Raw genomic sequence first — 24,108 nt, 5'->3', positions numbered from 1 at the left:
GCCAGACCATGAACGAAGTCACCGACTCCCTCGAATCACGGATCCGCGTCGTGCTGCAAGAACACGGCCGCCTCAGCCGTGCCGTCGACGCCATCGACGCCGACGCCGACCTGTACCAGGCCGGCATGACCTCGCACGCCAGCGTCAACGTGATGCTGGCGCTCGAAGGGGCCTTCGACGTCGAGTTCCCCGACCACATGCTCAAGCGCAGCGTGTTCAACAGCATCAGCGCGATCCAGGAGGCGCTGACCGAGCTCGAGCAAGTCAGAACCATGCGATGACCGACGAGTGGCCCTGGACGCAGGCCCCGGGACGGGAGCGCCTCGTCCACGGCTGGGCGCTGTGCGGCCTGCCGGCCGCCAGCGCGACCGCAGCGTCGCAGGCGGACGCCGCGGCCGGCGACCGGTGGACCCCGATGGACGCACCGGGCACGGTGGCCGCGGTGCTGCAGGAACGGGGCCTGTGGAGCCTGGACGGCCCGCCACGGCGCTTCGATGCCGAAGACTGGTGGTACCGCATCGAGTTCGATGCGCCGTCGGCCGCAGCCGGCGAGACGCTGTGGCTCGGCTTCGACGGTCTGGCCGGCCCGGCTGAGCTGTGGCTGGACGGCGCGCTGCTGCATCGCAGCGAGAGCATGTTCGTCGCGCACGAGCATGCCCTGACGCCCGGCCGGCATGTCCTGCATCTGTGCTTCCCGGCGCTCGACCGCCGGCTGGCCGAACGCCGACCGCGCCCGCGCTGGCGCGCGCCGATGGTCGAGCACCAGCAACTGCGTTGGCTGCGCACCAGCCTGCTCGGCCGCACGCCGGGCTGGTCGCCGCCGGCCGCTGCGGTCGGCCCGTGGCGCGACGTCTGGATCAGGCGCCGCGGCCCTGCGAGTCTGCAGGCGCCGCGTCTGCGAGCCCGGGTCGATGAAGCGGGGTGTGGCGTGGTGGACGTCCGCTGCAATCCCTGGGCGGCGGGTTCGTCCGCCATCGATCGCATCGTGCTGGAGCTCGAACGCCACGGCCGGGTCCACCGCGCAGAACTGACGCAGGCCGCCACCGCGGGCGCTGCCTTCGAAGGACGGCTGTCGATCCCGGCGGTCGAGCGCTGGTGGCCGCACACGCACGGCGAGCCGGCGCTCTACAGCGCGCGGCTGCGCATCGGGCGCGACGGTGACGCCGAGTCGCAAGTGCTGCCGCTGGCGCCGGTCGGATTCCGCAGCCTGGCGCTGGACGCCTCCGCGGGCGGGTTCACGCTTCGCGTCAACGACGTGCCGATCTTCTGCCGCGGCGCCTGCTGGATGCCGCTGGACGTGGTCGCGTTGCGCGCCTCGCCGTCGGCGTACCGCGCGGCGGTCCTGCAGGCACGCGACGCCGGCATGAACATGCTGCGCGTCAGCGGCGCGACGGTGTACGAGGCGCCGGCCTTCTTCGCCGCCTGCGACGAAGCCGGCGTCCTGGTCTGGCAGGACCTGATGTTCGCGAACATGGACTATCCCGGCGACGACGAGGCCTTCATGGCCTCGGTGCGCACGGAGGTCGAGCAGCAGCTGCTCGCGTGGCAGCCCCATGCCTGCGTCGCGGTGGTCTGCGGCAACAGCGAGGTCGAGCAGCAGGCGGCGATGTGGGGCGCGCCGCGCTCGTCGTGGCAGCCGACGCTCTTCCACGAGACGCTGCCGGCTCTCGTCGGCGAACATCTGCCCGACGTGCCGTACTGGCCCTCCAGCGCGCACGGCGGCGCCTTTCCGCACCAGAGCGACGTCGGCACCAGTTCCTACTACGGCGTGGGCGCCTACCTGCGGCCGCTCGAGGACGCGCGCCGCGCCGACGTGAGGTTCACGACGGAGTGCCTGGGCTTCTCCAACGTGCCGGAGGACAGCACGATCGCGCGCATGCCGGGCGGTCACGGCCTGCGCGTCCACCATCCGGCCTGGAAGGCCCGTGCGCCGCGCGACCTGGGGGCCGGCTGGGACTTCGAGGACGTGCGCGACCACTACCTGTCGGCGCTGTTCGGCGTGGACCCGCTGCGCTGCCGCTATGCCGACCACGAGCGCTATCTGGCCTTGAGCCGTGCCGTCACCGGCGAAGTGATGGCGCGCGCCTTCGCCGAATGGCGTCGACCCGGATCGCGCTGCGGCGGCGCGCTGGTCTGGTTCCTGCGCGACCTGTGGGCCGGCGCAGGATGGGGGCTGGTCGACGACATCGGCATGCCCAAGGCTGCCTACCACCACCTGAAGCGCGCGCTCCAGCCGCGCGCGGTGCTGCTGACCGACGAGGGGGGCAACGGCCTGACGGCGCACGTCGTCAACGAACGGCCGCAGCCGCTCGACGGCGAGCTGCGGATCGCGCTCTACGGCCCGGCCGACGCACCGCTCGGGCAGGCGGTGCAAGCCGTTCGGTTGGCAGCCCGCAGCGCGGCGTCGTGCCCACTCGCGGCCGCCTTCGACGGCTTCATGGACCTGTCCTGGGCCTATCGCTTCGGGCCGGCACCGGCGCGGACGGTGCACGTCCGCCTGTGCGACGCGACGGGGCAGGAGCTCGGCGAGGCCTTCCACTTCCCGGAGGGCATGGCCGTCTTCGCACCGACCGACCTCGGCCTCTCGGCGTCGCTGCGTGCCGGGGTCGACGATGCGGTCGAGATCGAGGTGACGACCTCGCGCTTCGCGCTGGGGCTGCATGTCGAGCTCGAAGGCCACGCGCTCGACGACAACCATTTCCACCTGGCTCCCGGCGGTCGGCGCAGCCTGACGGCGCGCCGCTTCGGGTCTGGCGCCGGCAGCCCGCTGCGCGGGCGCGTGTCGGCCCTCAACGCCGACCGGAGCCTCAGCCTGCGAGGCGGCTCGTGATGGCTCCGGAGCCGCAGCCGATCTATTTCGGCGCCGACGGTCCGCGCCTCTTCGGCTGGTTGCACCACCCGGTCCCGGGCAGCCTGGCCGGCATCGGTCTGGTGATCTGCAATCCCTTCGGCTTCGAGGAGGTCTGCGCGCATCGCAGCCTGCGCCACATCGCACGGGCCGCGGCCGACGCCGGCATCCCGGCGCTGCGCTTCGACTACGAGGGCTGCGGCAACTCGGCGGGCGACGAGTTCGCTGCCGACACGCTCGGGCGCTGGACGCGATCCGTGCACGAGGCCATCGACGGCCTGCGTCGCGCGAGCGGCGTGTCGCAGGTCTGCCTGCTAGGTGTGCGACTGGGCGCGACACTCGCGGCGCTGGCCGCGGCGCAGCGGGACGATGTCGCCGGCCTGATCGCCGTCGCCCCGGTCGTGCGCGGACGCGCCTACCTGCGCGAACTGACGATGCTGGCGCAGACCGGTGCCACGCCGGTTGCCGCGGCGGGCGGCGACGGCAGCACCGAGTCGGCGGGCTTCCTGCTGACGCGCGAGACCGGCGAGGCGATCGGGAGCGTCGACCTGCGCAGCCTGCCGCGCTCGCCGGCGCCGCGCGTGCTGATCGTCGAACGCGACGACGTTGCCTCGACCTCGGAGTGGCTGCCGGCGCTCGAGCGCATCGGGACCGACGTCGCCGCGGTGCGCTGGAACGGCTATGCGGGGATGATGGAGGATCCGCAGCGCACCGTGGTGCCGCAGGCGATCGTCCGGGGCGTCGTCGAGAAGTTGCAGGCCTGGCAGTCCGGCGGGACGCTGCGGCTCGTGACGAACCAACCCGTCGGCCAATCGGCGATGACCGGCCAGGGAGTCGACGGCGCGCCGATGGCGGTCCGCGAAGCCAGTCTGTCGATCGACGCCGGTTCGTCCACGCTGTTCGGCATCCTGACGTCCCCGGCCGCAGCGTCACCGCCCGGAGCGCCGGCGGTGCTGATGCTCAACTCCGGGTCGGTCCACCTGATCGGGCCGAACCGCCTGTGGGTGCGGCTGGCGCGTCGCTGGGCGGCGCAGGGCATGACGGTGCTGCGCATCGATCTCTCGGGCATCGGCGACAGCCCGGCGCGACCCGGACAGGAAGAGAACGTCGTCTACTCCGCCAGCGCCAAGGCCGACATCGCCGCGGCGCTCGCCCACCTGAAGACCACGCTCGGCGCAGGCGACTGCCATCTGCTCGGCCTGTGCTCCGGCGGCTACCACGCCCTCAAGGCCGCCGTCGCCGGCCTCGACGTCGCCTCCAGCGTCGTGATCAACCCGCTGACCTACTTCTGGCAGGACGGTGCGACCCCGAGCGACGTGAAGGAATACGAGGTCGTCGAGCTGACGGCCAAGTACCGCAGCAAGCTGATGACGGCGGAGCCCTGGCTGCGACTGGTGCGCGGCGACCTGCATCTGCGCCTGATCGCCGAGGTCGGCCTGCGCCGCGTCGCGACCGCCGCGGCGCCGTACCTGATCGAGGCGGCGCGCTGGCTGCACTGGCCGCTGAAGCACGACCTCGCCAGGGAGCTGCGCTCGGTCGCGCAGCGCCGTGTCGGCTTGCACTTCGTGTTCGCCGCCGGCGCGCCGGGCCTGCGCATGCTGCGGCAACAGGGCGGGCGCGCGACGGCCGAACTGCTGGCGCGGGGCGCCCTGTCGATCGACGCCGTCGCTGCGGCCGACCACACGTTCACGCGTCGCGACGCCAGGGAGCGTCTGGTGACGCTGCTGGATGGCCTGCTGTTGCCGACCGCGGACGCCCTGCCGGCACCCGACGCCGGCGCCGCCCGCAGCGCGAGTCGCTGACCCAGGCCGCCATGCGCGACGCGGACTTTCGCAGCGACGTCAACGGGCTGCGGGGGCTGAGCGTCGCGCTCGTGGTGGCCTATCACCTGCAGTTCCGCGGAGCGGGCGGCGGTTTCGTGGGCGTCGACGTGTTCTTCGTGATCTCGGGCTACCTGATGACCCGGATCGTCTGGTCGGGGATCGTGCAGGGCCGCTTCGGCTACGGGCGCTTCGTCCTGGCCCGGGCGCGCCGCATCTGGCCGGCGCTGGCAGCGATGCTGCTGCTGCTGTTTGCGCTGGGGGCCGTGCTGCTGCCGCCCTTCGACCTGCGCATCGTCGGCGAACAGGCGCAGTGGGCTGCGCTGTTCGCGTCCAACGAGTACTTCCGCGCCAACTCGGGCTACAACATCCAGAGCTCCGGCACGCGCTGGCTGCTGCACACGTGGTCGCTGTCGGTCGAGTGGCAGTTCTACCTGATCTACCCGCTCCTGCTGGTGGCGGTCGCGCGGCTCGCGAAGGCGTGGCGGCCCGGCCTGTCGGTCGATGCCTTGCGCCGGCTCGTGCTGGCGGCCATCGCGCTGGGGATCGTCGGCTCGCTGGGCTGGCAGGCGACCCTGATCGACGCCGACCCCGACGCCAGCTTCTTCCTGCTGCCCGGGCGTGCCTGGGAGATGCTGGCCGGCGGCGCGGCCTGCCTGGCCAGCCGCCCGCATGCCGCTCCGGCCGGACGGTGGCGAGCGGTGGCCAGTCACACCGGCCTGGCGATCGTCGGGGGGGCCGTGCTGGGCATGGCCTACTTCCGCCTCCGTCCGGTCGGGCTGGGGCCGTACCTGCTGCCGCTCGTCGTCGGCGTCGCCCTGGTGCTGTGGGCTGACCACCGCCAGAGCCTTCTGCTCCGCCAGGCCTGGCTGCAGAAGCTCGGGCTGTGCTCCTACTCGCTCTACCTCTGGCACTGGCCGATCTACGTCGGACTCAAGCTGACCACCTTTCCGCTGGACCACCCGCGGGCCGCCACGGCGCTGGCACTGCTGGCCTCGGTGGCCGCTGGCTGGGGTTCCTATCGTTGGGTCGAGCGACCGGCGATGGCGCGCAGCGGGGTCTCGGGCGACTGGCGTCGCCGGGCGCTCGTGCTGAGCTTGCCGCTGGCGGCCGCGATCGCCGCGGGCATCGTGGTCACCGACGGCCTCGCATCGCGCGACCGCACGGGCGACGACGCCTATCGAGCCTACCGCGCATCCGTGCCGCCGCTCTACTTCCCGGACGCCTGCAGCAACTTCAGGAAGCCGGTCGAGGCCATGACGATCTGCAAGATCGAGAAGGACCCGCGACGACGCATCCTCGTCATCGGCGACTCGCATGCCGAGCATCTGTATGCCTGGTTCGTCGCGCGCAGCGCGGTGTCGGTGGACTTCTTCGCCGCGTCCGAGTGTCCGCCGGTCCCGAACTTCGAGCGCCTGCAGCCGGGCTACCACTGCCGCGCCTATGCGGCGAAGGCCTGGGCGATGGCGCGCTCGCCGATCTACGACACCGTCATCGTCTCGGCGCGCTGGGCCACCGTCGGTCTGGCCGGGCCGCCGTACTGCCACCGCAGCCCTCTCGCCGGCGCGGCCTGCAGCTTCCCGGCCGGCACTGCGAAGCAGCAGCAGGTGATGGCCGAGCTGCAGGCGGCGGTCGAGCAGGCGCTCGCTGCGGGCAAGACCGTGGTGATGCTCGACAGCGCTCCCGAGGCTCGCCTGCGCGTCCCCGAGCACGCCGCGCGCGAGCAGTTCTGGCACGGCGAAGTGCGCCTCACGATCCCGCTGCAATCCTTGATCGATCAGACCCAGTGGATGGAGCCGCTGCTCGAGCGCCTGCAGTCGAAGGCGGGCTTTCACCGAGCGAGCTTGCGCGAGCGACTTTGCAAGGACTCAAGCTGTCGAATTCTTGACAGTGAACTGAATCGTCCGATCTATGTGGATGACAGCCACTTCGACCCGATATGGATCACGAATAATGCCGACTTCCTTACAGAGTTTGCAGCGCTGCCTCGACACTAGCGGCCGCGGTGCACGTCGGTGTGATGTACTTCGTTTGCAGAATTGCGTGCATCGACAGCGCGCCCGTCCTTCGGGTGGCGATCGACGGAAGTCTCCGGATGCCGCGCGACCTTGATACCTCCTCCGCCGTGACGCGGTGGCCAGCATGCTGAGAAGATTGATTCGTTGGGCGGCCTTCAAGAGCCTCAAGTTCCAGAGGCTGTATGTCTGGCTGTGCCGCCCTTCCGGCCCCGAGTTCGCCAAGCTGATCAAGCACCATGGCCTGTTCTACAGCATGGGCGAGAACTGCTCGATCAATCCCGATTCGGTGATCGGCGACGCGCCCTGGGTCCGCATGGGCAACAACGTGCGTCTCGCGAGCTGCACGCTGCTGGCGCATGACGGCGTCATCAACATGCTGATGAACGCCTACAACGTCAAGCTCGACGCGGTCGGCAAGATCGACATCGGCAACAACGTCTTCATCGGCAACCGTGCGACGGTGCTGCGCGGCGTGACGATCGGCGACAACGTCGTCGTCGCGGCCGGCGCCGTCGTTGCCAACGACGTGCCCTCCAATTCGGTCGTCGGGGGGGTGCCGGCGCGCTTCATCTGCAAGACCGAGGAACTGGTCGAGCGGCTCAAGCACGAGTCGGAGGCCCTGCCCTGGTACCCCCTGATCCTGCAGCGCGAAGGCGGGCACGACTCGGCCCTGGAGCCCGAGCTGGACCGCCTGCGCAAGCGCCACTGGTTCGGCGCTCCCAGCAGTTCGAAGCCGCCGTTAAATCCGGCCGCTTCCGTCGTCCCGCGGGTGGGGGGGGCGCGCCTCTAGCGAGCCCGGTCGCGCCGGCGTCTTGGGTAGGATTCCGGACCGCAGGGGTGTCGCCGTGACACCCGCGCATCCATTCCGAATCGACGCTGCCGTGGCTCCTGGTCAACGCTACCTCCTGATCTCGCCTTGCCGCAACGAGGCGAGCTTCATGCGCGAGACGCTCGACACGGTGATCGCGCAGTCGATCCGCCCGGCGCGCTGGGTGATCGTCGACGACGGCTCGACCGACGAGACCCCGGCCATCCTCGCCGACTACGCCCGCCGGCACGACTGGATCCAGATCGTCACGCGCAGCGACCGCGGACACCGCGCGGTCGGCCCCGGCGTCGTCGATGCGTTCTACTCCGGCTACGACGCGGTCGAACCGACCGACTACGACTTCCTGTGCAAGCTCGACCTCGATCTGCGCCTGCCGGCGCGCTACTTCGAGATCCTGATGGCGCGGATGACGGCCGACCCCCAGATCGCGACCTGCAGCGGCAAGGCCTATGTCGAGCAGGAAGGCGAGCTCGTCAACGAACGTCACGGCGACGAGAACTCGCTGGGCATGACGAAGTTCTACCGGGTGAGCTGCTTCCAGGGCATCGGCGGCTTCGTGCGCGAGGTCGGCTGGGACGGCATCGATGGCCACAAGTGCCGCATGAACGGCTGGATCGCCATCAGCTGGGACGAACCGGACCTGCGCTTCGTCCACCTGCGGCCGATGGGCGCCAGCCACAAGGGGATCTACACGGGTCGCGTGCGCCAGGGCTTCGGCCAGTACTACATGGGCACCGGCTTCTTCTACCTGGCGGCCAGCGCCGTCTCGCGGTTCAACCAGAAGCCCTATGTGCTGGGGCAGCTCGCGGTGCTGTGGGGCTGGCTGTGGGGTGCCGCGCGCGCCAAGCCGCGCTACGACGACCCGGAGTTCCGTCGCTTCCTGCGGCGCTACCAGATGCGCTCGCTGGTGGTCGGCAAGCGCCGCGCGACCGAGGAATGCCTGCGCAGCGGGCGGCCGGCTTGATCGCCCGACCGGCGCTCTTCCTCGACCGCGACGGCGTGATCAACGTCGATCACGCCTACGTTCATCGCCGCGAGGACTTCCAGTTCATCGACGGGATCTTCGAGCTGTGCCGATCGGCACGGGCGCGCGGCCATCGGATCTTCGTGGTCACCAACCAGGCCGGCATCGGCCGCGGCTACTACACCGAGGACGACTTCCATGCGCTGACCGCGTGGATGCTGCAGCGCTTCGAGGCCGAGGGCGCGCCGATCGACAGGGTCTACTTCTGCCCCTTCCACCCCGAGCACGGCGTCGGTGCCTACAAGCTCGACTCGCCGATGCGCAAGCCGGGGCCGGGGATGATCCAGCAGGCCGCGCGCGAGTTCGGCGTCGACGTCGCGGCCTCGACGCTGGTGGGCGACATGGACACCGACATCCAGGCCGGTGTGGCCGCCGGCATCGGCCGGCTGCTGCAGTTCAGGCCGGCCGACGACGAGCGTCCGGTGCACGCCGCCGCCACGCGCATCCGCCGGCTGGCGGACGCGGAAGCCTACTTGCGCGCCGCCTTGTCGGCGTAGCCCTTCGGGTAGCGCTGGTGCCAGGCCCAGGCGGTCTGGACGGTGGCGCGGATGTCCTCGTAGCGCGGCGTCCAGCCGAGCCGGGTCTTGAGCTTGGTCGGATCGGCCACCAGCGCCGGCGCATCGCCGGGGCGTCGCGCCACGACCTGCAGCGGGATCCTGCGGCCGGTCACGTCCTCGCAGGCCTGGTGCACCTGCTTCACCGACTGGCCGTTTCCGGTGCCGATGTTGAACACCTCCGCGGTCGTCGGCGTGGTGGCCGCGATCGCCAGCAGGTGCGCGGAGGCGAGGTCGTCGGTGTGCACGTAGTCGCGGATGCAGGTGCCGTCGGGCGTCGGGTAGTCGTCGCCGTAGAGCATCAGCTTGTCGCGCTGGCCCAGCGCGACCTGCAGCAGCAGCGGGATCAGGTGGGTCTCGGGCTCGTGGTTCTCGCCGAACTCGCCGTCGCCGTCGGCCCCCGAGGCGTTGAAGTAGCGCAGGATCGTGTAGCCCAGGCCGTAGGCATGCGCGAAGTCGCGGATCATCCACTCGACCGCCAGCTTGGTGCGCGCGTAGGGGCTGCAGGGGATCTGGGCCGCCTCTTCGTTCATCGGCGGCTCGGGGTTGTCGCCGTAGGTCGCGCAGGTGCTCGAGAACAGCATGCGTGCCACGCCGGCCTCGCGCATCGCGCGCAGCAGGCTCAGCGTGCCGCCGATGTTGTTGCCGTAGTGGTGGTCGGGGTTGGTGACCGACTCGCCGACGTAGGTGGCCGCGGCGAAGTGCATCACGGCCTCGGCGCCGTGCGTCTTCATCGCGGCGGCCAGCGCGGCGGTGTCGCGGATGTCGCCCTCGATCAGCCGGCCTTCGGGCACCGCGAGGCGGTGGCCTTCGGACAGGTTGTCGAACGCGATCGCGTCGTGGCCCTGGGCCAGCAGGAGGCGCAGGCAGGCGCTGCCGACATAGCCGGCGCCGCCGGTGACGAAGATCCTCATGGGGGGCTTCCTGTGGAGGTGGAGTGATGAGTGGCGCGCGAGCCGGCGGCGTAGGCGCGCCGCGCCGACTCCAGCGCGGCCAGGTCGCCGATGTCGCGGTGGTAGCCGCCGTGCACGTGGCCCTGCATGCGGCCGACGAAGCGCGGCAGCACGTGGTAGCCGATGTCGAAGGCGCGCAATGCGGCGATCTCGCGCCAAGCCTCGGCGGTGACGGCGTAGACGCCGGCGTTCGCCAGGTCCGAGCGCGGCTCGGCCGGCTTTTCCTCGAAGGCGACGATCCGGCCCTCGGCGTCCGTCTCGGCGATGCCGCAGGCGCGCGGGTTGGGCGCGTGGAACAGCAGCATCGTGAATGGCGCGCCGTGGCGGCGGTGTGTGGCCAGGAAGGCGCCGAGGTCCAGGTCCGACAGGTTGTCGGCGTAGACGATCAGCACGTCGTCGGCGTCGTCGGCCCAGTCCGGGTGCGCGGCGATGGTGCCGGCCGAGCCCAGCAGCTGGGGCTCGTAGGCCTCGACGGCACGGAAGCCCTCGCCGTTCTTGGCCGCCAGGAAGGCGCGCACCGGCTCCGGCAGGTGGTGGGTGTTGACCATCGCATCGTGCACGCCGGCGCGTCGCAGCGCGGCGAACCAGTGGTCCAGCAGCGGCCGCCCGCCGATCTCGACCAGGCACTTGGGCACCGTGTCGGTCAGCGGGCGAAGCCGGCTGCCCATCCCGCCGGCCAGCAGCAGGGCCTTGGTGCGCCGCTGCGAGGCGGAAGCGCTCACGCCTTCTTGACGTCGCGCACGACGTTCAGCGCGGCCATCTGCTGGTTGCAGTAGTCGAGGATCTGCGCCGCGTTCTCGGCCGTGGCCAGCCAGCCGCGGTAGGCCTCGACGCTGTCGTGCACCGTGCGCGTCGGCTGCCAGCCCAGGGCCTTGAGCTTGCTCACGTCCGAGCAGATGTGGCGCGTGTCGCCGAAGCGGAACTTGCCGCAGGGGGCCGCGACGTAGCCCTTCGCGCCGAAGACGTCCGCGACCACGGTCGCGAACGAGGACACCGTGTGCGCCAGGTCGCCGCCAACGTTGAACATCTCGAAGTCCGCGCGCGGATCGCGCAGCACCAGCAGGTTGGCGTCGACCACGTCCTGGATGTTGACGAAGTCGCGGACCTGCTGGCCGTCCTCGTAGATCATCGGCTCGCGGCCGAGGTGGAAGCTCAGGCAGAACACGCGGCAGGCGCCGCTGTAGGCGTTGTAGAAGCTCTGGCGCGGACCCTGGACGATGGAGTAGCGCATCGCCACGCTCGGGATGCCGTAGCGCTTGCCGAGCGACAGCGCCACGCGCTCCTCGGCGATCTTGGACAGCCCGTACTGGTTCTGCGGGTTGGCGACCGTCTCGTCGGTCGGCCGCCAGGCCAGCGGGCCGCGCGAGCCGGCCGGCGCCTGCACGTCCCAGACGCCGCGCTCCAGCTGCTCGGTCGGGCGGATGTCGGGCAGCACGGCCTTGCCGTCGGCGTCGTGGTACAGGCCCTCGCCGAGCGCGGCCTGGCTGGAGGCGACGATGACCTTCTTCACAGGCAGCCGCTCGCGAACGATCAGCTCGTAGATCAGCGCGGTGCTGGTGACGTTGACGTCGAAGAAGCGGCTGAAGGTCGGCAGGTAGTCCTGGAAGGCGGCCAGGTGGTAGACCACGTCGCAGCCGCGCAGTGCATCGAGCAGGACGGTGGCGTCGCGCACGTCGCCGCGCACGAACTCGATGCGCGCATCCAGGTAGTCGGGCACGCGGCGGCCAGGGTGGACCGGCTCCTCGAGCGAGTCGAGCACGCGCACCTGGTGGCCTTCGCGCAGCAGCGCGTCGGCCGTGTGGGATCCGATGAAGCCGGCGCCGCCGGTCAACAGCACCTTCACGGGCGATGTCCTCTCGTCACTGGTTGTGCAGCAACCGCTGGTGGTCGCTGATGAAGATGATGCGGCCGCCGCGGCGGTCGATGCCGAGCGTCAGCTCGCGCGGCCGTCCCAGCGCCTCGCGGATCAGGTTGTGGCGCTCGTGCGGGGCCAGCAGCAGCAGGAAGCCGCCGCCGCCGGCGCCGAGCAGCTTGCCGCCCTGGGCGCCGAGCTTGCGGGCCTGGTCGTACCAGGCGTCGACCTTCTCCATGCTGATGCCGAAGCCGAGCGAGCGCTTGAGCTCCCAGCCCTCGTGCAGCAGCCGCGCGAACTCGTCGAGGCCGCCGCCGCCGCCCAGCGCCAGGCGCATCTCGTGTGCCAGGTCGCGCATCGCACGCAGCACCGGCATGCGGTCCCTGGTGCCTTCGCTCTGGCGCTTGAGGATGCCGTCGGCGTCGCGCTGCTGCTCGGTGTAGAGCAGCATCATGCGGCTGCCGAGTTCCTGCATCGTCTCGGGACGCGCCGGCACCGGCTCGACGTCGACGCTGTCGTCGGGGTTGAAGCGGATGTAGTTCAGGCCGCCGAAGGCCGCAGCGTACTGGTCCTGCTTGCCGATCGGCTTGCCCAGCACGTCGATCTCGATGCGGCAGGCCTGCTCGGCCAGGTTCTTGGCGCTGACGATCTGGCCCTTGTAGGCATAGAGGGCCTGCAGCACGCCCACCGTCAGCGAACTCGACGAGCCCATCCCGGTGCCGCCGGGCACGTCGCCGACGGTGGTGACTTCGAGGTGGCGTCCCAGGCCGGTGAGCTTGAGGGCCTCGCGCACCAGCTCGTGCTGCAGCTCACTCACCTGGTCGACCATCTCGACGCGCGTGTAGGCCACGCGCGTGCTCGACTCGAAGCGCGGGCTGACCGTCACGTACATGTGCTTGTCGATCGCCATCGACAGCACCGCGCCGTACTCCTGTCGGTAGAAGGCGGGCAGGTCGGTGCCGCCGCCGGCGAAGCTGACCCGGTAGGGGGTCTGGGAAATGATCATGGCGTCAGACCCTGCTCATCTGCTGTGGGGGATGCGCCGGCGCGGCCGCGACGGCGTCGTGGCGCGCCAGGCCGAGGCGCTGCCGGTAGCGTTCGATCAGCGGCTCCAGGCAGTCGCGCAGGTCGAAGCGCTGGTGCACCCAGCGCCGGCCGTCGTCGGCCAGCCGGTGGCCGAGCGCGCGGTCGTGCATCAGGCGGGCGATCGCGTCGGCCAGCGCGGCCGCGTCGTTGGGTGGCACCAGCAGCCCGGTCTCGCCGTCGCGGATGAGGTCCGGGATGCCGACCAGCCGCGTGGAGATCGCGGGCAGCCCGCTGGCCATCGCCTCCATCAGCATCTGCGGCAGGCCGTCGACGTCGCCGTCCGCGGCCCACACGCACGGCAGCACGTAGACGTCGCCGCCGTGCATGAAGTCGATGATCTTCTCCTGCAGCAGCGCCTGGCCGGTGATGGTGATGCGATCGGCCAGTCCGACGCGCGCGACGTGGGCGCGCAGCTCGGACTCGAGCGGGCCGCTGCCGCCGATCACGCAGTCGAAGCGCTCGCCGCGGTCGGCCAGCAGCCGGCAGGCGTCGATCAGATAGGCGAAGCCCTTCTTCTCGACCAGCCGGCCGGAGGCGACGATGCGGTAGGGCCGGTCGGGCGCCGCCGTGCTGGTCGCCGGCGGATAGAACACCGCGGGATCGATGCCGCAGTAGGCGACGATCAGCTGCTCGGGCCGCGCGCCGTGCTCCAGGTAGAACCGGCGGTGGAACTCGGAGATGCAGACGATGAAGTCGGCGCGCGCGATCTTGTCGAGCAGCGCGCAGCGGTCGCGGTACAGGTCGGTCGCATGCCCGGTGAAGCTGTAGGGCACGTCCAGGAGCCAGGCGCCGTCCATCGCGATCGTGCCGCAGGAGTTGATCCATTGCGAATGAATGTGCGTGACCGGCTCGGCCCCGCGCCGCAGCTGCCGCGCCCAGTGGCAGGCCACCGCCAGGTGGGCGATGCCGGCGGCGCGTGCGCGCAGGTGCTCGCGCCGTCCGAACAACGCGTTCGACAGCGCCGCAAAGAAGCGGCCGCCGAACAGCAGCGGCGCCAGCAGCAGCGACAGCAGCAGGCCGAGCGGCGGCAGCGGGTAGATCACCCGCGTCGCCTCGTTCAGCCGCAAGGCCCAGGCCGAGCCGTGCAGCAGCTTGTCCGGGCGGCGCATCGAGTGCAGGACGTAGGGCACGCCCCCGGCCTCGACGCGGCTCAGTTCGTTGGCCACCCAGGCATTGCCGATGCCGTTCTGCGTCACGTAGTGGATCATCGCCGCCGTGTCCCCGCGTGCGGCATCACTTGCGCTGCTTCAGATAGAAGGCCAGGATCGATCCGGCGGCCATGTGCATGTCCTCGATCACGCCGTACTGGTCGCTGTCGACGTGCAGGCAGATGTCGGCCATCTCGCGCAGCTTGCCGCCCGTGAAGCCGGTCAGGGCGATCGTCTTGGCGCCGGTCTTCCTGGCGTACTCGGCGGCCTTGATCACGTTGGGCGAGTTGCCCGAGCCCGAGATGATCACGACCAGGTCGCCGGCATTCAGCAGGTTCTGCAACTGGCGCGAGAACAGCTCCGCGTAGCCGAGGTCGTTGCCGATCGCCGTCATGAAGGCGGTGTTGTCGTTGAGGGACGTGCAGCGGATCAGCGGCTTGCCGACGCGCTCGGCGGTCTTGGACCAGTCGGTGGCGATGTGCGAGGCCGTGGCGGCCGAACCACCGTTGCCCATCACGAAGATCTGCTTGCCCTTCTTCTCGGCGGTCTCGATCGCCTTGGCGATCTTCTCGAGCGCGCCGAAGTCGAACTTCGCCCACTGCTCGAGCTCGCGGTCGCGGTACCACTCGGCGAAGGCACGCACGCCCAGGCCGCCGGGGCCGGTGCCGGTCATGTTCGACGCCGCCAGGCCCGGCGTCTTCTTGTCGGCGATGGCCGGGGTCTTCTTGGGCTTGCTCATGGTGTCCTCTGTGCTGAACTTTGAAAGGATCGGGTGCGATGCGCGCTGCTTCAGGCGGGTGGGTGGGCCGGTTCGCCCAGACCGCTCAGTCGGGTGCGGTCGCGCACCGACACGGCCTGCAGCAGGTTGGCCACGAAGGCATCGTGTCGTTCGAAGGCTTGCGCCGGCTGGTCGTCGATCGACGACACGCGGAACAGCAGGCCGTCCGGCACCTGGCCGGTGAGCCAGAGCCGAGCCTCCAGCAGGCGCAGCTGCAGCCGACTGCGGATCACGGTGTCGCCGGCCGTGAACCAGTACGTCACCGGCTCGCGACGCTGCCGCAGGCTGGTGCTGAGGCGACGCCCCGGGATGCGGCCGTAGGGCGTCGTGATCGAGCCCTCGGCGTTGCTGTGCAGCGTGAAGCCCTGGGCCGGATAGCAGGCCTCGGGTCGGTGGGCCTGCAGGCCGCCGCGCTGGTCGTCGCCGTAGGCCAGCGACAGCATCACGCGGTAGCCGTCGGTGTGCCCGTAGGTTCGCGACAGCACCTGCGAGTAGAGCTTGTCCAGCAGTTGCTGCGTCTGAGGATTGACGACCTGGGCGCGCTGCGCCGGCAACTCGGCCCACGCGCCGAAGCGCAACGGCACGATCTCCTGCAGTTGCAGGCGCGGCGCGGCCGGGCTGGCCGACGACGCCCTCGGCCGCGCCACGCTGCCCAGCACCGCGGCGCTCAGCATCGCGCCGCCCAGGACCAGCGTCGTGCGTCGCCCGGCAGGTGTCGCGCCGGCTCGGGCATCGACGGGTGCGTCACCGGAGGCTGAGCTGGCCGAAGCACGAGAAGGTGTTGCCATGGGTGTCCGAGGACAGGACCGTCGCGCTCGACCTCACCTCGCGGCTTGCCGAGCAACCGAAGCCCAGCACGCGCGTCGGCGTCCACAGCGCGCCGATCGAGTAGTTGGTGGTGCGGTCCGTGCCGCTGTTGCCGGATTGATCGGTCAGGTCGCGGCGGGCGACGCCGATGCCGGCGTCCATGCGGATCTTGGCCGTCAGCTCGTAGACGGCGCGCAGGCCGAGCGAATTGGTCACGCGGCTGTAGTCCGAGGTGCTGGCGGTCGAGGTCGTGGTGCCCGGGCTCGGGGTGGTCGGCACGACCGGGGCCGAAGGATCGGTCGGTGTCGTCGCCACGGCGCTGCTGCGGGCGACGGCGAAGCCGCCTTCCTGGCCGGTCTCGCGCGCTGCAGTCGTCGTGAACTGCAGCTTGCCGGTCGGGCGCCACAGCCAGCTCAGCGTGCCGGTCAGGCCGGAGAAGTCGCTCGCGGTCTCGCGGTCGTACTCGACCCGCGAGTAGCTGATGCGCGTGACCAGCGAGCTGATGGGCGAGGGCGCCCATTCGGCCCCCACGTACAGGTCGCGGCGCTTGGCGCGATCGGCCTCGAACTGGTCGGGGGCGACCTCGAAGTAGCGCGGGTACTTGGTGTCCTGCCCCTGCAGGCCGGTGCGCAGGATCAGCACCGCGCCCGGGCGGTAGCGGATGCCGGCGCCGGCGGTGTTCTGTTCGTACTCGCGCGGGGTGAACTCGGGCGCCGAGTAGTCGACACGGCGGTGCCCGACGTTGGCTTCCAGTCCGAGCCGGCCTTCGCCGCCGAGCGCGAAGCGGGCGTCGACGCTGTTGGTGCGCTCGAGGTTGCGCGAGCTCGCCAGCGGCGCGTTGCCGGGGTTCAGCCGCGCCAGGCTCTGCGTGCTGCCGAAGGCCAGGCTGCCCGACAGGCGTTCGATCGTCGCCCAGTCCAGGCCCACGCGGGCGTCGTAGCCGGTGTTGTTGAGGTCGCTGGCGTCGTTGAAGCGCGTGTGGCGCGCGCCGGCGTCCAGGAAGAAGCGCTGGCGGCCGAACGGCTGGCTGATGCCGGCGGTCAGCGCCGTGGTCGAGAAATTGTCGCGTTCGGCCGGCTGACCGTCGGCGACGTTGCGGACGTTGGAGTTCGTCCCGAAGGTCTGCGTCGCGCCGAGGTAGTAGGGGCTGCTCTGGGCCAGTGCCGCCGAGCCTGCGCTCAGGCCCAGGGCGAGGGCGATCCATCCGGTCTTGTGGTTCATCTGGTTTCTCCTGTCTCCGGGGGGCGGGCTCAGTAGGCGTGGCGGTCGAAGAACACGAGCCGGACCGTGCGCACGATGATCTGCAGGTCCAGGCCGAGCGACCAGTTGCGAAGGTACTCCAAGTCGTACTCGACGCGGGCCCGCATCTTGTCGATCGTATCGGTTTCGCCGCGCAGGCCGTTCACCTGGGCCCAGCCGGTGATGCCGGGCTTGACCTTGTGTCGCACCATGTAAGCCTTGATCAGATCTCGATACATCTGGTTGTGGGCCACGGCATGCGGCCGCGGCCCGACGATGCTCATGCGCCCCTGCAACACGTTGATGAACTGGGGCAGCTCGTCCAGCGAGGTCTTGCGCAGGAAGGCGCCGAAGGGCGTGATGCGCTGGTCGCCGCGCGTGGCCTGCGGCACCGAGTCGCCGTTGTCCTGCGTCGTCATCGAGCGGAACTTGTAGACGACGATCTCCTCGCCGTCGAGGCCGTTGCGCCGCTGCTGGAAGATCACCGGCCCCGGCGAGCTCAGCTTGACGCCGATCGCGATCGCCAGCAGCAGCGGCGAGATCAGCAGCAGGATCAGGCTGGCCAGCACGATGTCCGAGAAGCGCTTGAGCAGCTCGTTGGTGCCGGTGAAGGGGGTCTCGCAGATGCCGACGACCGGCACGCCGTTCACGTCCTGCAGGCGGCCCTGGATGATGCTGATGCCGAAGACGTCGGGCACGAAGAACAGCGACGCGGTGGTGCCCTGCACCGATTCCAGCAGCTGCACGATGCGCGGCTGCAGGCCCAGCGGCAGCGTGATGTAGACCTCGCGCACGCCGTGGGCGGTGATGTAGGGCGCCACGTCGGCCAGCGTGCCCAGCCGCTGGGGCGCGGTCTCGGCCTCGACGCGCTCGTCGGTCCGGTCGTCGAAGAAGCCGCGCACGTCGACCACCTCGTCGGTGCGTCGCTCCAGCGCGCGCGCGACCTTCACGCCCAGCGGTCCGGCGCCGACGATGATGGCGGTGCTGCGGTTCTGGGGCAGTCGCGCATGGTGCTGGATGACCAGCCGGCCGGCCGTGACGGCCAGCCACTGCAGCAGCGGCGTCAGCACGGCCCACATCAGCAGCACGTCGTTCTCGAAGTAGTGCAGGCTGCGCGTCGCGTAGCCGCACAGCGCCAGGATGCCCAGCAGGCTCAGCCAGGTCAGCACGATGTCGATGGCCGCCGTGAGGCCGCTGTCGCGGAAGCGGTTGCGTCCTGGGAAGGTCAGCGCGAAGACCAGCAGGCACAGCATCAGCGACGACCGCAGGATCGGCTCGCCGTGCGCCACCGTGACGATCAGGTAGCCGGCCACCGTCAGGGCAGGCTCCAGCAGTGCCGCCACGAAGGACGTGACGGACTGCGGTGCGCTGTAGAACGTCCTCTTGTGGGTGCGGTCTTCGAACATGCGGATGCGCGGTCCTGCGGGTGCCGCGTGGGCCGTGCCCGTCAGTCGTGGACGTGGCACGGAACTCATCAGGAATTGTGACCACAATGAAAGACGGCCCAACCCCCCGTCGCAGGGGTGCGGCCTCGGCACCACAGCGGCGTGCGTGCGGGAATGCACGACCACCCCCCTACAATTTGGTCCGTGCTGACCGCCGTCGAGACCCTGCTGTTGCCCGCGTTGACGGAGCGAGCCCTGCTCGTGCTCAACCACGTGCTCGCGGCCGAGCCGGCGGCGACCGAGCGGCTGCGGCCGCACGCCGGCAGTCTGCTCAGGCTCGATTGGCAGGTGCCTGCGGGTCCGTGGCCGCGGCCTCCGGAGATCGCCCTGCGGATCACGCCCGCCGGGCTGTTCGAGTCGATCGAACCAGCCGGGTCGGGTGCCGATGCGGCGGCCGCCTTGCGCGTCAGCGTCGACCTGCCGACCCCGCCGCGGGCGCTGGGCCTGTGGCTCGCCGGCGAGCGGCCGGCGCTGGCGATCGACGGGGACGTGCGGCTGGCCGCCGATGTCGCCTGGCTGGCCGAGCACCTGCGCTGGGACGTCGAGCACGACCTCGCGCGGCTGCTGGGCGACGCACCGGCGCACCAGCTGGTTCGCCTGGCGGCCGGACTGCGCGACGGTCTGCGCGCGGCTGCACGCGACGCGGGTGCGGCCTGGGGCCGCCCGGGCAGCGGCGCGACGGCCCCGCGATGAGGCAGCTGCTGCGGCTGGCAGCGATCGCCTTCGTCGTCCTGCGCTACGGGCTGGACGAACTGCTGCTGTCGAGTTCCGGCCAGCGTCGCGTCCGTCGCCTGGGCCGGCTGCTGTCCTTCGGGCGGCGTCTCGACGCGCCGCGCGGCGAACGCCTGCGGGAGGCGCTGGTCCGGCTGGGCCCGATCTTCGTCAAGTTCGGCCAGGTGCTGTCGACGCGGCGCGACCTGCTGCCGGTCGACGTGGCCGACGAGCTGGCCAAGCTGCAGGACGACGTGCCGCCGTTCCCCGCCGAGCAGGCCGTGGCGCTGGTCGAGGCGGCGTTCCAGCGGCCGCTGCACGAGGTGTTCGCGAGCTTCGAGCGCGAGCCGGTCGCCAGCGCGTCGATCGCCCAGGTGCACTTCGCGGTGCTGGCCGACGGCCGCGAGGTCGCGGTCAAGGTGCTGCGGCCCGGCATGCTGGCGGCCATCGATGCCGACCTGGCGCTGCTGCACGACGTGGCCGGCTGGGTCGAGCGCCGCTCGGCCGACGGCCGGCGCCTGAAGCCGCGCGAGGTGGTCGCCGAGTTCGACAAATACCTGCACGACGAGCTCGACCTGGTGCGCGAGGCCGCCAATGCCGCGCAGCTGCGTCGCAACATGGCCGGCCTGAACCTGGTGCTGGTCCCCGAGATGCTGTGGGACCTGTGCACACCCGGCGTCATCGTGATGGAGCGCATGAAGGGCGTGCCGATCGGCCAGGTCGACCGACTGCGCGAGGCCGGCGTCGACTTCAAGAAGCTGGCGCGCGACGGCGTCACGATCTTCTTCACCCAGGTGTTCCGCGACGGCTTCTTCCACGCCGACATGCACCCGGGCAACATCCAGGTCAGCCTCGAGCCGGCGACCTTCGGGCGCTACGTGGCGCTGGACTTCGGCATCATCGGCACGCTGACCCAGGTCGACAAGGACTACCTGGCGCAGAACTTCATCGCCTTCTTCCGCCGCGACTACAAGCGCGTCGCCGAGCTGCACCTCGAGTCCGGCTGGGTGCCGGCCGGCACGCGCGTCGACGAGCTCGAGGGCGCGATCCGCGCCTGCTGCGAACCCTTCTTCGACCGGCCGCTCAAGGAGATCTCGCTCGGCCAGGTGCTGCTGCGGCTGTTCCAGACCTCGCGGCGCTTCAACGTCGAGATCCAGCCCCAGCTCGTGCTGCTGCAGAAGACCCTGCTCAACGTCGAGGGCCTGGGGCGTCAGCTCGATCCCGACCTCGACCTGTGGAGCACCGCCAAGCCCTTCCTCGAGCGCTGGATGGAAGAGCAGATCGGCTGGCGCGGCCTGCTCGAGCGCTTCAAGGACGAGGCACCGCGCTATGCCCGGCTGCTGCCCGAGCTGCCGCGCCTGCTGCACGACGCGCTCGCGGCGCGCGCCGCGCCGGTGGCCGGCGACCGCGATGCACTGTTGCGGGGCCTGCTGCTGGAACAGCGTCGCACCACGCGCCTGCTGACGGCGGTTTCCTGCACCGCCCTGGGCTTCCTGCTGGGCCTGCTGAGCATGCTGGTCTGGCAGCGGCTGGGCTGAGCCGGCGCGGGCATCGGGCCCGTCTCTTGCGGGCCGACGACGGCATTGAACCCGCCATAATTCCGCGCGTCCAAAGTCCCCCCTGATCCACGCCGCCGCGGAGCCGACTCCATGCTGCTGACCCTGGTCATCGTCTACCTCCTCATCACCATCGCGATCGGCCTGTGGGCCGCCAAGCGCGTCAAGACCTCGGCCGACTTCGCCATCGCCGGCCGGCACCTGCCGCTGGTGATGATCGTCACCACCACCTTCGCCACATGGTTCGGCTCCGAGACCGTGCTGGGCATCCCGGCCAAGTTCGTCGAAGGCGGCCTCGGCGCGGTGGTCGAGGACCCGTTCGGCGCCGGCACCTGCCTGATCCTGGTCGGCCTGTTCTTCGCCGCCAAGCTGTACCGGATGACCCTGCTGACGATCAGCGACTACTACCGCGAGCGCTATGGCCGCGGGGTCGAGGTCATCTGCTCGCTGATCATCATCCTCAGCTACCTCGGCTGGGTCTCGGCCCAGGTCACGGCGCTGGGCCTGGTCTTCAACCTGCTGTCGGGCGGCGCCATCAGCATCCCGCTGGGCATGATCATCGGCACCGCGTCCATCCTGGCCTACACGCTGTTCGGCGGCATGTGGTCGGTGGCGGTGACCGACTTCATCCAGATGATCATCCTGGTCGTCGGCCTGACGATCATCGCGGTCGTCGCGGCCGACATGGCCGGCGGCGCCGACAAGGTCATCGCGCTGGCGGCCAGCAAGGACCTGTTCAACTTCCTGCCGCCGCCGACCTTCACCGACGTCATGTTCTTCGTCGCCGCGGCGATCACGATGATGTTCGGCTCGATCCCGCAGCAGGACGTGTTCCAGCGCGTGATGTCGGCCAACAGCGTCAAGGCGGCGACGCGCGGTCCGGTGATCGGCGGCGCCTGCTACATCCTGTTTGCCTTCGTGCCGATGTTCCTGGTCACGAGTGCGCTGATCATCATGCCGGAGCAGGCCGCCACGCTGATCAAGGAGGATCCGCAGAAGGTGCTGCCGACGCTGGTGCTCGAGAAGATGCCCTTCGTCATGCAGGTGATCTTCTTCGGCGCGCTGCTGTCGGCGCTCAAGTCCACCGCGTCGGCGACGCTGCTGGCGCCGTCGGTCACCTTCGTCGAGAACATCTGGCGCCAGTTCTTCCCGCGCACCGGCGACAAGCAGGAGCTGCGCACCATGCGCATCGCCGTGCTGGTGTTCAGCATCTGCGTCTGCGCCTACGCCATCGCGCTGCAGGGCACGCCGATCTACGACATGGTCTCGGGCGCCTACCAGGTGACCCTGGTCGGGGCCTTCGTGCCGCTGGTCGCCGGCCTCTACTGGAAGCGCGCGACGACCCAGGGCGCCGTCTTCTCGATCGTGCTGGGCCTCCTGACCTGGCTGGTCTTCCAGTACACGCCGGCCGGCGAGGCCTTCCCGCCGCAACTGGCCGGCTTCCTGGCCGCGGTGGTCGGCATCGTGGTCGGGTCGCTGGGCCCGCAGACCGTCAAGAACCGCCACGGCAGCCACCACGTCATCGTCGGCCTGAACGCCTGACCGCAGCGGCGCTGCCCGGGGCAGCGCCGCTTAGAATTCGTCGTTTGTCTGCCGAGGCTCCGTCATGCCGATCTACGCCTACCGCTGCGACGCCTGCGGTCACGCCCAGGACGTGCTCCAGAAGATCTCCGACCCGGTGCTGGGCACCTGTCCGGCCTGCGGCGCGTCCGCCTTCAAGAAGCAGCTGACCGCGGCGGGCTTCCAGCTCAAGGGCTCGGGCTGGTACGCCACCGACTTCCGTAACGGCCAGGCCGCCAAGCCTGCCGCTGCCACCGCGGCCACCTCGACCGACGGTGCGGCCGCCGCGCCGGCCGCCGCACCGGCCGCCGAGGGCGGCGGCGGCACCGCATCATCGTCGGCCGCTCCGGCCGCGGGCTGCGGCGGCTCCTGCGCCTGCCACTGAGGCGGCAAGAAAGCCCCTGCGTGAAGAAATACCTGATCGCCGGCCTGCTGGTCTGGCTGCCGCTGGCCGTCACCATCTGGGTGCTGCATGCGGTGCTGGGCCTGCTGGACGGCCTGTTCGCCTGGCTGCTGAGCGCGTCGCAGGCAGTGCTGCCCGAGGGCGCGCATGCGCCGCTCGAGCTGCTGAAGCAGATCCCCGGCCTGGGCGTGATCGTGATGGTGGCCGGCCTGCTGCTGACGGGCGTGTTCGCGACCAACATCGTCGGCCAGTGGTGGCTGAGCCAGGGCTCGAGGCTGCTGAACCGCATCCCCATCGTCAAGTCGATCTACAGCTCGGTCAAGCAGGTCTCGGACACGCTGTTCTCCAGCAGCGGCAACGCCTTCCGCGAGGCGGTGCTGGTGCAGTACCCGCGCCAGGGCGCCTGGACCATCGCCTTCGTCACCGGCAAGCCCGGCGGCGAGGCCGGCCAGCACCTGAGCGGCGACTACCTGAGCCTGTACGTGCCGACCACGCCGAACCCGACCTCGGGCTTCTTCCTGATGGTGCCGCGCACCGACGTGATCGAACTGAAGATGAGCGTCGACGAGGCGCTCAAGTACATCATCTCCATGGGCGTGGTCGCGCCGCCGCTGCCCCTGACGCTGGCTGCGGAGCCGGCGCGAAATCCCGCCGGGTGAGTGCCCGGCACGCGCTCACCCGCCCGGACCGCTGACCGGTCCCCAGAGCCTCCCGACGAACGCGCCTTGCGCGATCCCCACCGAATCCGAGAACCCGGAGTGCCTGCATGAGAACCACCTACTGCGGCCTCGTCAGCGAAACGCTGATGGGCCAGACCGTGACGCTGATGGGCTGGGCCCACCGCCGGCGCGACCACGGCGGCGTGATCTTCATCGACCTGCGCGACCGCGAAGGCCTGGTCCAGGTCGTCTGCGACCCCGACCGCGCCGCGATGTTCAAGACCGCCGAGGGCGTGCGCAACGAGTTCTGCCTCAAGATCGTCGGCCTGGTGCGCGCGCGGCCGGCCGGCACCGAGAACGCCAACCTCGTGAGCGGCAAGGTCGAGCTGCTGTGCCACGAGCTCGAGGTGCTGAACCCCAGCGTCACGCCGCCCTTCCAGCTCGACGACGACAACCTCTCCGAGACCACGCGCCTCACGCACCGCGTGCTGGACCTGCGCCGCCCGGCGATGCAGAAGAACCTGATGCTGCGCTACCGCGTCGCGATGGAGACGCGCAAGTTCCTCGACGCCAACGGCTTCATCGACATCGAGACGCCGATGCTCACCAAGAGCACGCCCGAGGGCGCGCGCGACTACCTCGTGCCCAGCCGCGTGCACGACGGCATGTTCTTCGCGCTGCCGCAGAGCCCGCAGCTGTTCAAGCAGCTGCTGATGGTCGCCGGCTTCGACCGCTACTACCAGATCACCAAGTGCTTCCGCGACGAGGACCTGCGCGCCGACCGCCAGCCCGAGTTCACGCAGATCGACATCGAGACC

Annotated in this window: 22 protein-coding genes; 13 read left to right on the top strand and 9 right to left on the bottom strand. The window is 70.4% G+C overall.

Annotated features, from left to right (window positions below; all coding sequences use genetic code 11):
• Positions 1-8 precede the first annotated feature (8 nt).
• The 7 genes from QZV97_RS06640 (at position 9) to QZV97_RS06610 (ending at position 9,036) form a co-directional block, all read left to right on the top strand.
• Positions 9-281 (top strand): acyl carrier protein, encoded by a 273-nt coding sequence (locus QZV97_RS06640; RefSeq protein ID WP_295640397.1) that lies wholly within the window; start codon positions 9-11, stop codon positions 279-281.
• A complete protein-coding gene (locus tag QZV97_RS06635) occupies positions 278-2,830 on the top strand; it encodes a glycoside hydrolase family 2 protein (protein ID WP_295640395.1) in 2,553 nt (850 codons plus the stop codon). Before QZV97_RS06640 ends, QZV97_RS06635 begins: the two co-directional genes overlap by 4 nt.
• Entirely contained in the window at positions 2,830-4,650 is a 1,821-nt protein-coding gene (locus QZV97_RS06630) for an alpha/beta hydrolase (protein ID WP_295640392.1), read from the top strand. Before QZV97_RS06635 ends, QZV97_RS06630 begins: the two co-directional genes overlap by 1 nt.
• Positions 4,651-4,661: 11 nt before the next feature.
• The gene (locus QZV97_RS06625) at positions 4,662-6,665 is read left to right on the top strand and encodes an acyltransferase family protein (protein ID WP_295640390.1); all 2,004 of its coding nucleotides are present in this window, start codon (positions 4,662-4,664) and stop codon (positions 6,663-6,665) included.
• A gap of 145 nt (positions 6,666-6,810) precedes the next feature.
• Entirely contained in the window at positions 6,811-7,476 is a 666-nt protein-coding gene (locus QZV97_RS06620) for a DapH/DapD/GlmU-related protein (RefSeq protein ID WP_295640388.1), read from the top strand.
• Positions 7,477-7,567: 91 nt separating this feature from the next.
• Positions 7,568-8,479, top strand: a complete 912-nt coding sequence (locus QZV97_RS06615; RefSeq protein ID WP_295640386.1) for a glycosyltransferase family A protein — start codon at positions 7,568-7,570, stop codon at positions 8,477-8,479.
• Positions 8,479-9,036, top strand: coding sequence for an HAD family hydrolase (locus tag QZV97_RS06610; RefSeq protein ID WP_366558898.1), 558 nt, complete (start codon positions 8,479-8,481; stop codon positions 9,034-9,036). Before QZV97_RS06615 ends, QZV97_RS06610 begins: the two co-directional genes overlap by 1 nt.
• On the opposite strand, the gene galE is transcribed toward QZV97_RS06610, so the two are convergent.
• Genes galE through QZV97_RS06565 form a run of 9 tightly spaced genes read right to left on the bottom strand, consistent with a single transcriptional unit; the run spans position 9,009 to position 18,362 of the window.
• On the bottom strand, positions 9,009-10,007 hold the full coding sequence (gene galE, locus QZV97_RS06605; RefSeq protein WP_295640382.1) for a UDP-glucose 4-epimerase GalE: 999 nt from the start codon (positions 10,005-10,007) through the stop codon (positions 9,009-9,011). The genes QZV97_RS06610 and galE overlap by 28 nt on opposite strands.
• Positions 10,004-10,768 (bottom strand): nucleotidyltransferase family protein, encoded by a 765-nt coding sequence (locus QZV97_RS06600; RefSeq protein ID WP_295640380.1) that lies wholly within the window; start codon positions 10,766-10,768, stop codon positions 10,004-10,006. Before QZV97_RS06600 ends, galE begins: the two co-directional genes overlap by 4 nt.
• A complete protein-coding gene (locus QZV97_RS06595; RefSeq protein WP_295640378.1) occupies positions 10,765-11,889 on the bottom strand; it encodes an NAD(P)-dependent oxidoreductase in 1,125 nt (374 codons plus the stop codon). The genes QZV97_RS06600 and QZV97_RS06595 overlap by 4 nt, the downstream gene beginning before the upstream one ends.
• A gap of 16 nt (positions 11,890-11,905) precedes the next feature.
• On the bottom strand, positions 11,906-12,904 hold the full coding sequence (locus QZV97_RS06590) for a GHMP kinase (protein WP_295640376.1): 999 nt from the start codon (positions 12,902-12,904) through the stop codon (positions 11,906-11,908).
• Between the two features lie 4 nt (positions 12,905-12,908).
• Positions 12,909-14,192 (bottom strand): glycosyltransferase, encoded by a 1,284-nt coding sequence (locus tag QZV97_RS06585; RefSeq protein WP_295640374.1) that lies wholly within the window; start codon positions 14,190-14,192, stop codon positions 12,909-12,911.
• Positions 14,193-14,217: 25 nt separating this feature from the next.
• A complete protein-coding gene (locus QZV97_RS06580) occupies positions 14,218-14,871 on the bottom strand; it encodes an SIS domain-containing protein (protein ID WP_295640372.1) in 654 nt (217 codons plus the stop codon).
• A gap of 50 nt (positions 14,872-14,921) precedes the next feature.
• On the bottom strand, positions 14,922-15,698 hold the full coding sequence (gene epsI, locus QZV97_RS06575) for an exosortase-associated protein EpsI, B-type (protein WP_366558897.1): 777 nt from the start codon (positions 15,696-15,698) through the stop codon (positions 14,922-14,924).
• Complete coding sequence (locus QZV97_RS06570) at positions 15,655-16,938, bottom strand: hypothetical protein (RefSeq protein WP_295640368.1); 1,284 nt, start codon at positions 16,936-16,938, stop codon at positions 15,655-15,657. Before QZV97_RS06570 ends, epsI begins: the two co-directional genes overlap by 44 nt.
• Positions 16,939-16,967: 29 nt before the next feature.
• Positions 16,968-18,362 (bottom strand): undecaprenyl-phosphate glucose phosphotransferase, encoded by a 1,395-nt coding sequence (locus QZV97_RS06565; protein WP_295640366.1) that lies wholly within the window; start codon positions 18,360-18,362, stop codon positions 16,968-16,970.
• Positions 18,363-18,545: 183 nt separating this feature from the next.
• Here QZV97_RS06565 and QZV97_RS06560 point away from each other — a divergent pair, with 183 nt between their 5' ends.
• From QZV97_RS06560 to QZV97_RS06535, 6 genes are all read left to right on the top strand, one after another.
• Positions 18,546-19,094, top strand: a complete 549-nt coding sequence (locus tag QZV97_RS06560; protein ID WP_295640364.1) for a hypothetical protein — start codon at positions 18,546-18,548, stop codon at positions 19,092-19,094.
• Positions 19,091-20,650 carry a ubiquinone biosynthesis regulatory protein kinase UbiB gene (ubiB, locus tag QZV97_RS06555; RefSeq protein WP_295640362.1) on the top strand — a complete coding sequence of 520 codons (1,560 nt, stop codon included), beginning with the start codon at positions 19,091-19,093 and terminating at the stop codon, positions 20,648-20,650. Before QZV97_RS06560 ends, ubiB begins: the two co-directional genes overlap by 4 nt.
• A 111-nt stretch (positions 20,651-20,761) precedes the next feature.
• Positions 20,762-22,210 carry a sodium:solute symporter family protein gene (locus QZV97_RS06550; protein WP_295640360.1) on the top strand — a complete coding sequence of 483 codons (1,449 nt, stop codon included), beginning with the start codon at positions 20,762-20,764 and terminating at the stop codon, positions 22,208-22,210.
• Positions 22,211-22,274: 64 nt separating this feature from the next.
• Positions 22,275-22,613 (top strand): FmdB family zinc ribbon protein, encoded by a 339-nt coding sequence (locus tag QZV97_RS06545; protein WP_295640358.1) that lies wholly within the window; start codon positions 22,275-22,277, stop codon positions 22,611-22,613.
• A gap of 20 nt (positions 22,614-22,633) precedes the next feature.
• Positions 22,634-23,290 (top strand): DUF502 domain-containing protein, encoded by a 657-nt coding sequence (locus QZV97_RS06540; RefSeq protein WP_295640356.1) that lies wholly within the window; start codon positions 22,634-22,636, stop codon positions 23,288-23,290.
• A gap of 107 nt (positions 23,291-23,397) precedes the next feature.
• Positions 23,398-24,108 (top strand): amino acid--tRNA ligase-related protein (locus QZV97_RS06535; RefSeq protein ID WP_295640354.1); only part of this gene is annotated, 711 nt, incomplete at its 3' end.

It is taken from the genome of uncultured Methylibium sp. (assembly GCF_902826655.1).
Taxonomy (GTDB): Bacteria; Pseudomonadota; Gammaproteobacteria; order Burkholderiales; family Burkholderiaceae_C; genus Methylibium.
This window is presented reverse-complemented; position numbering and strand designations above follow the sequence as displayed.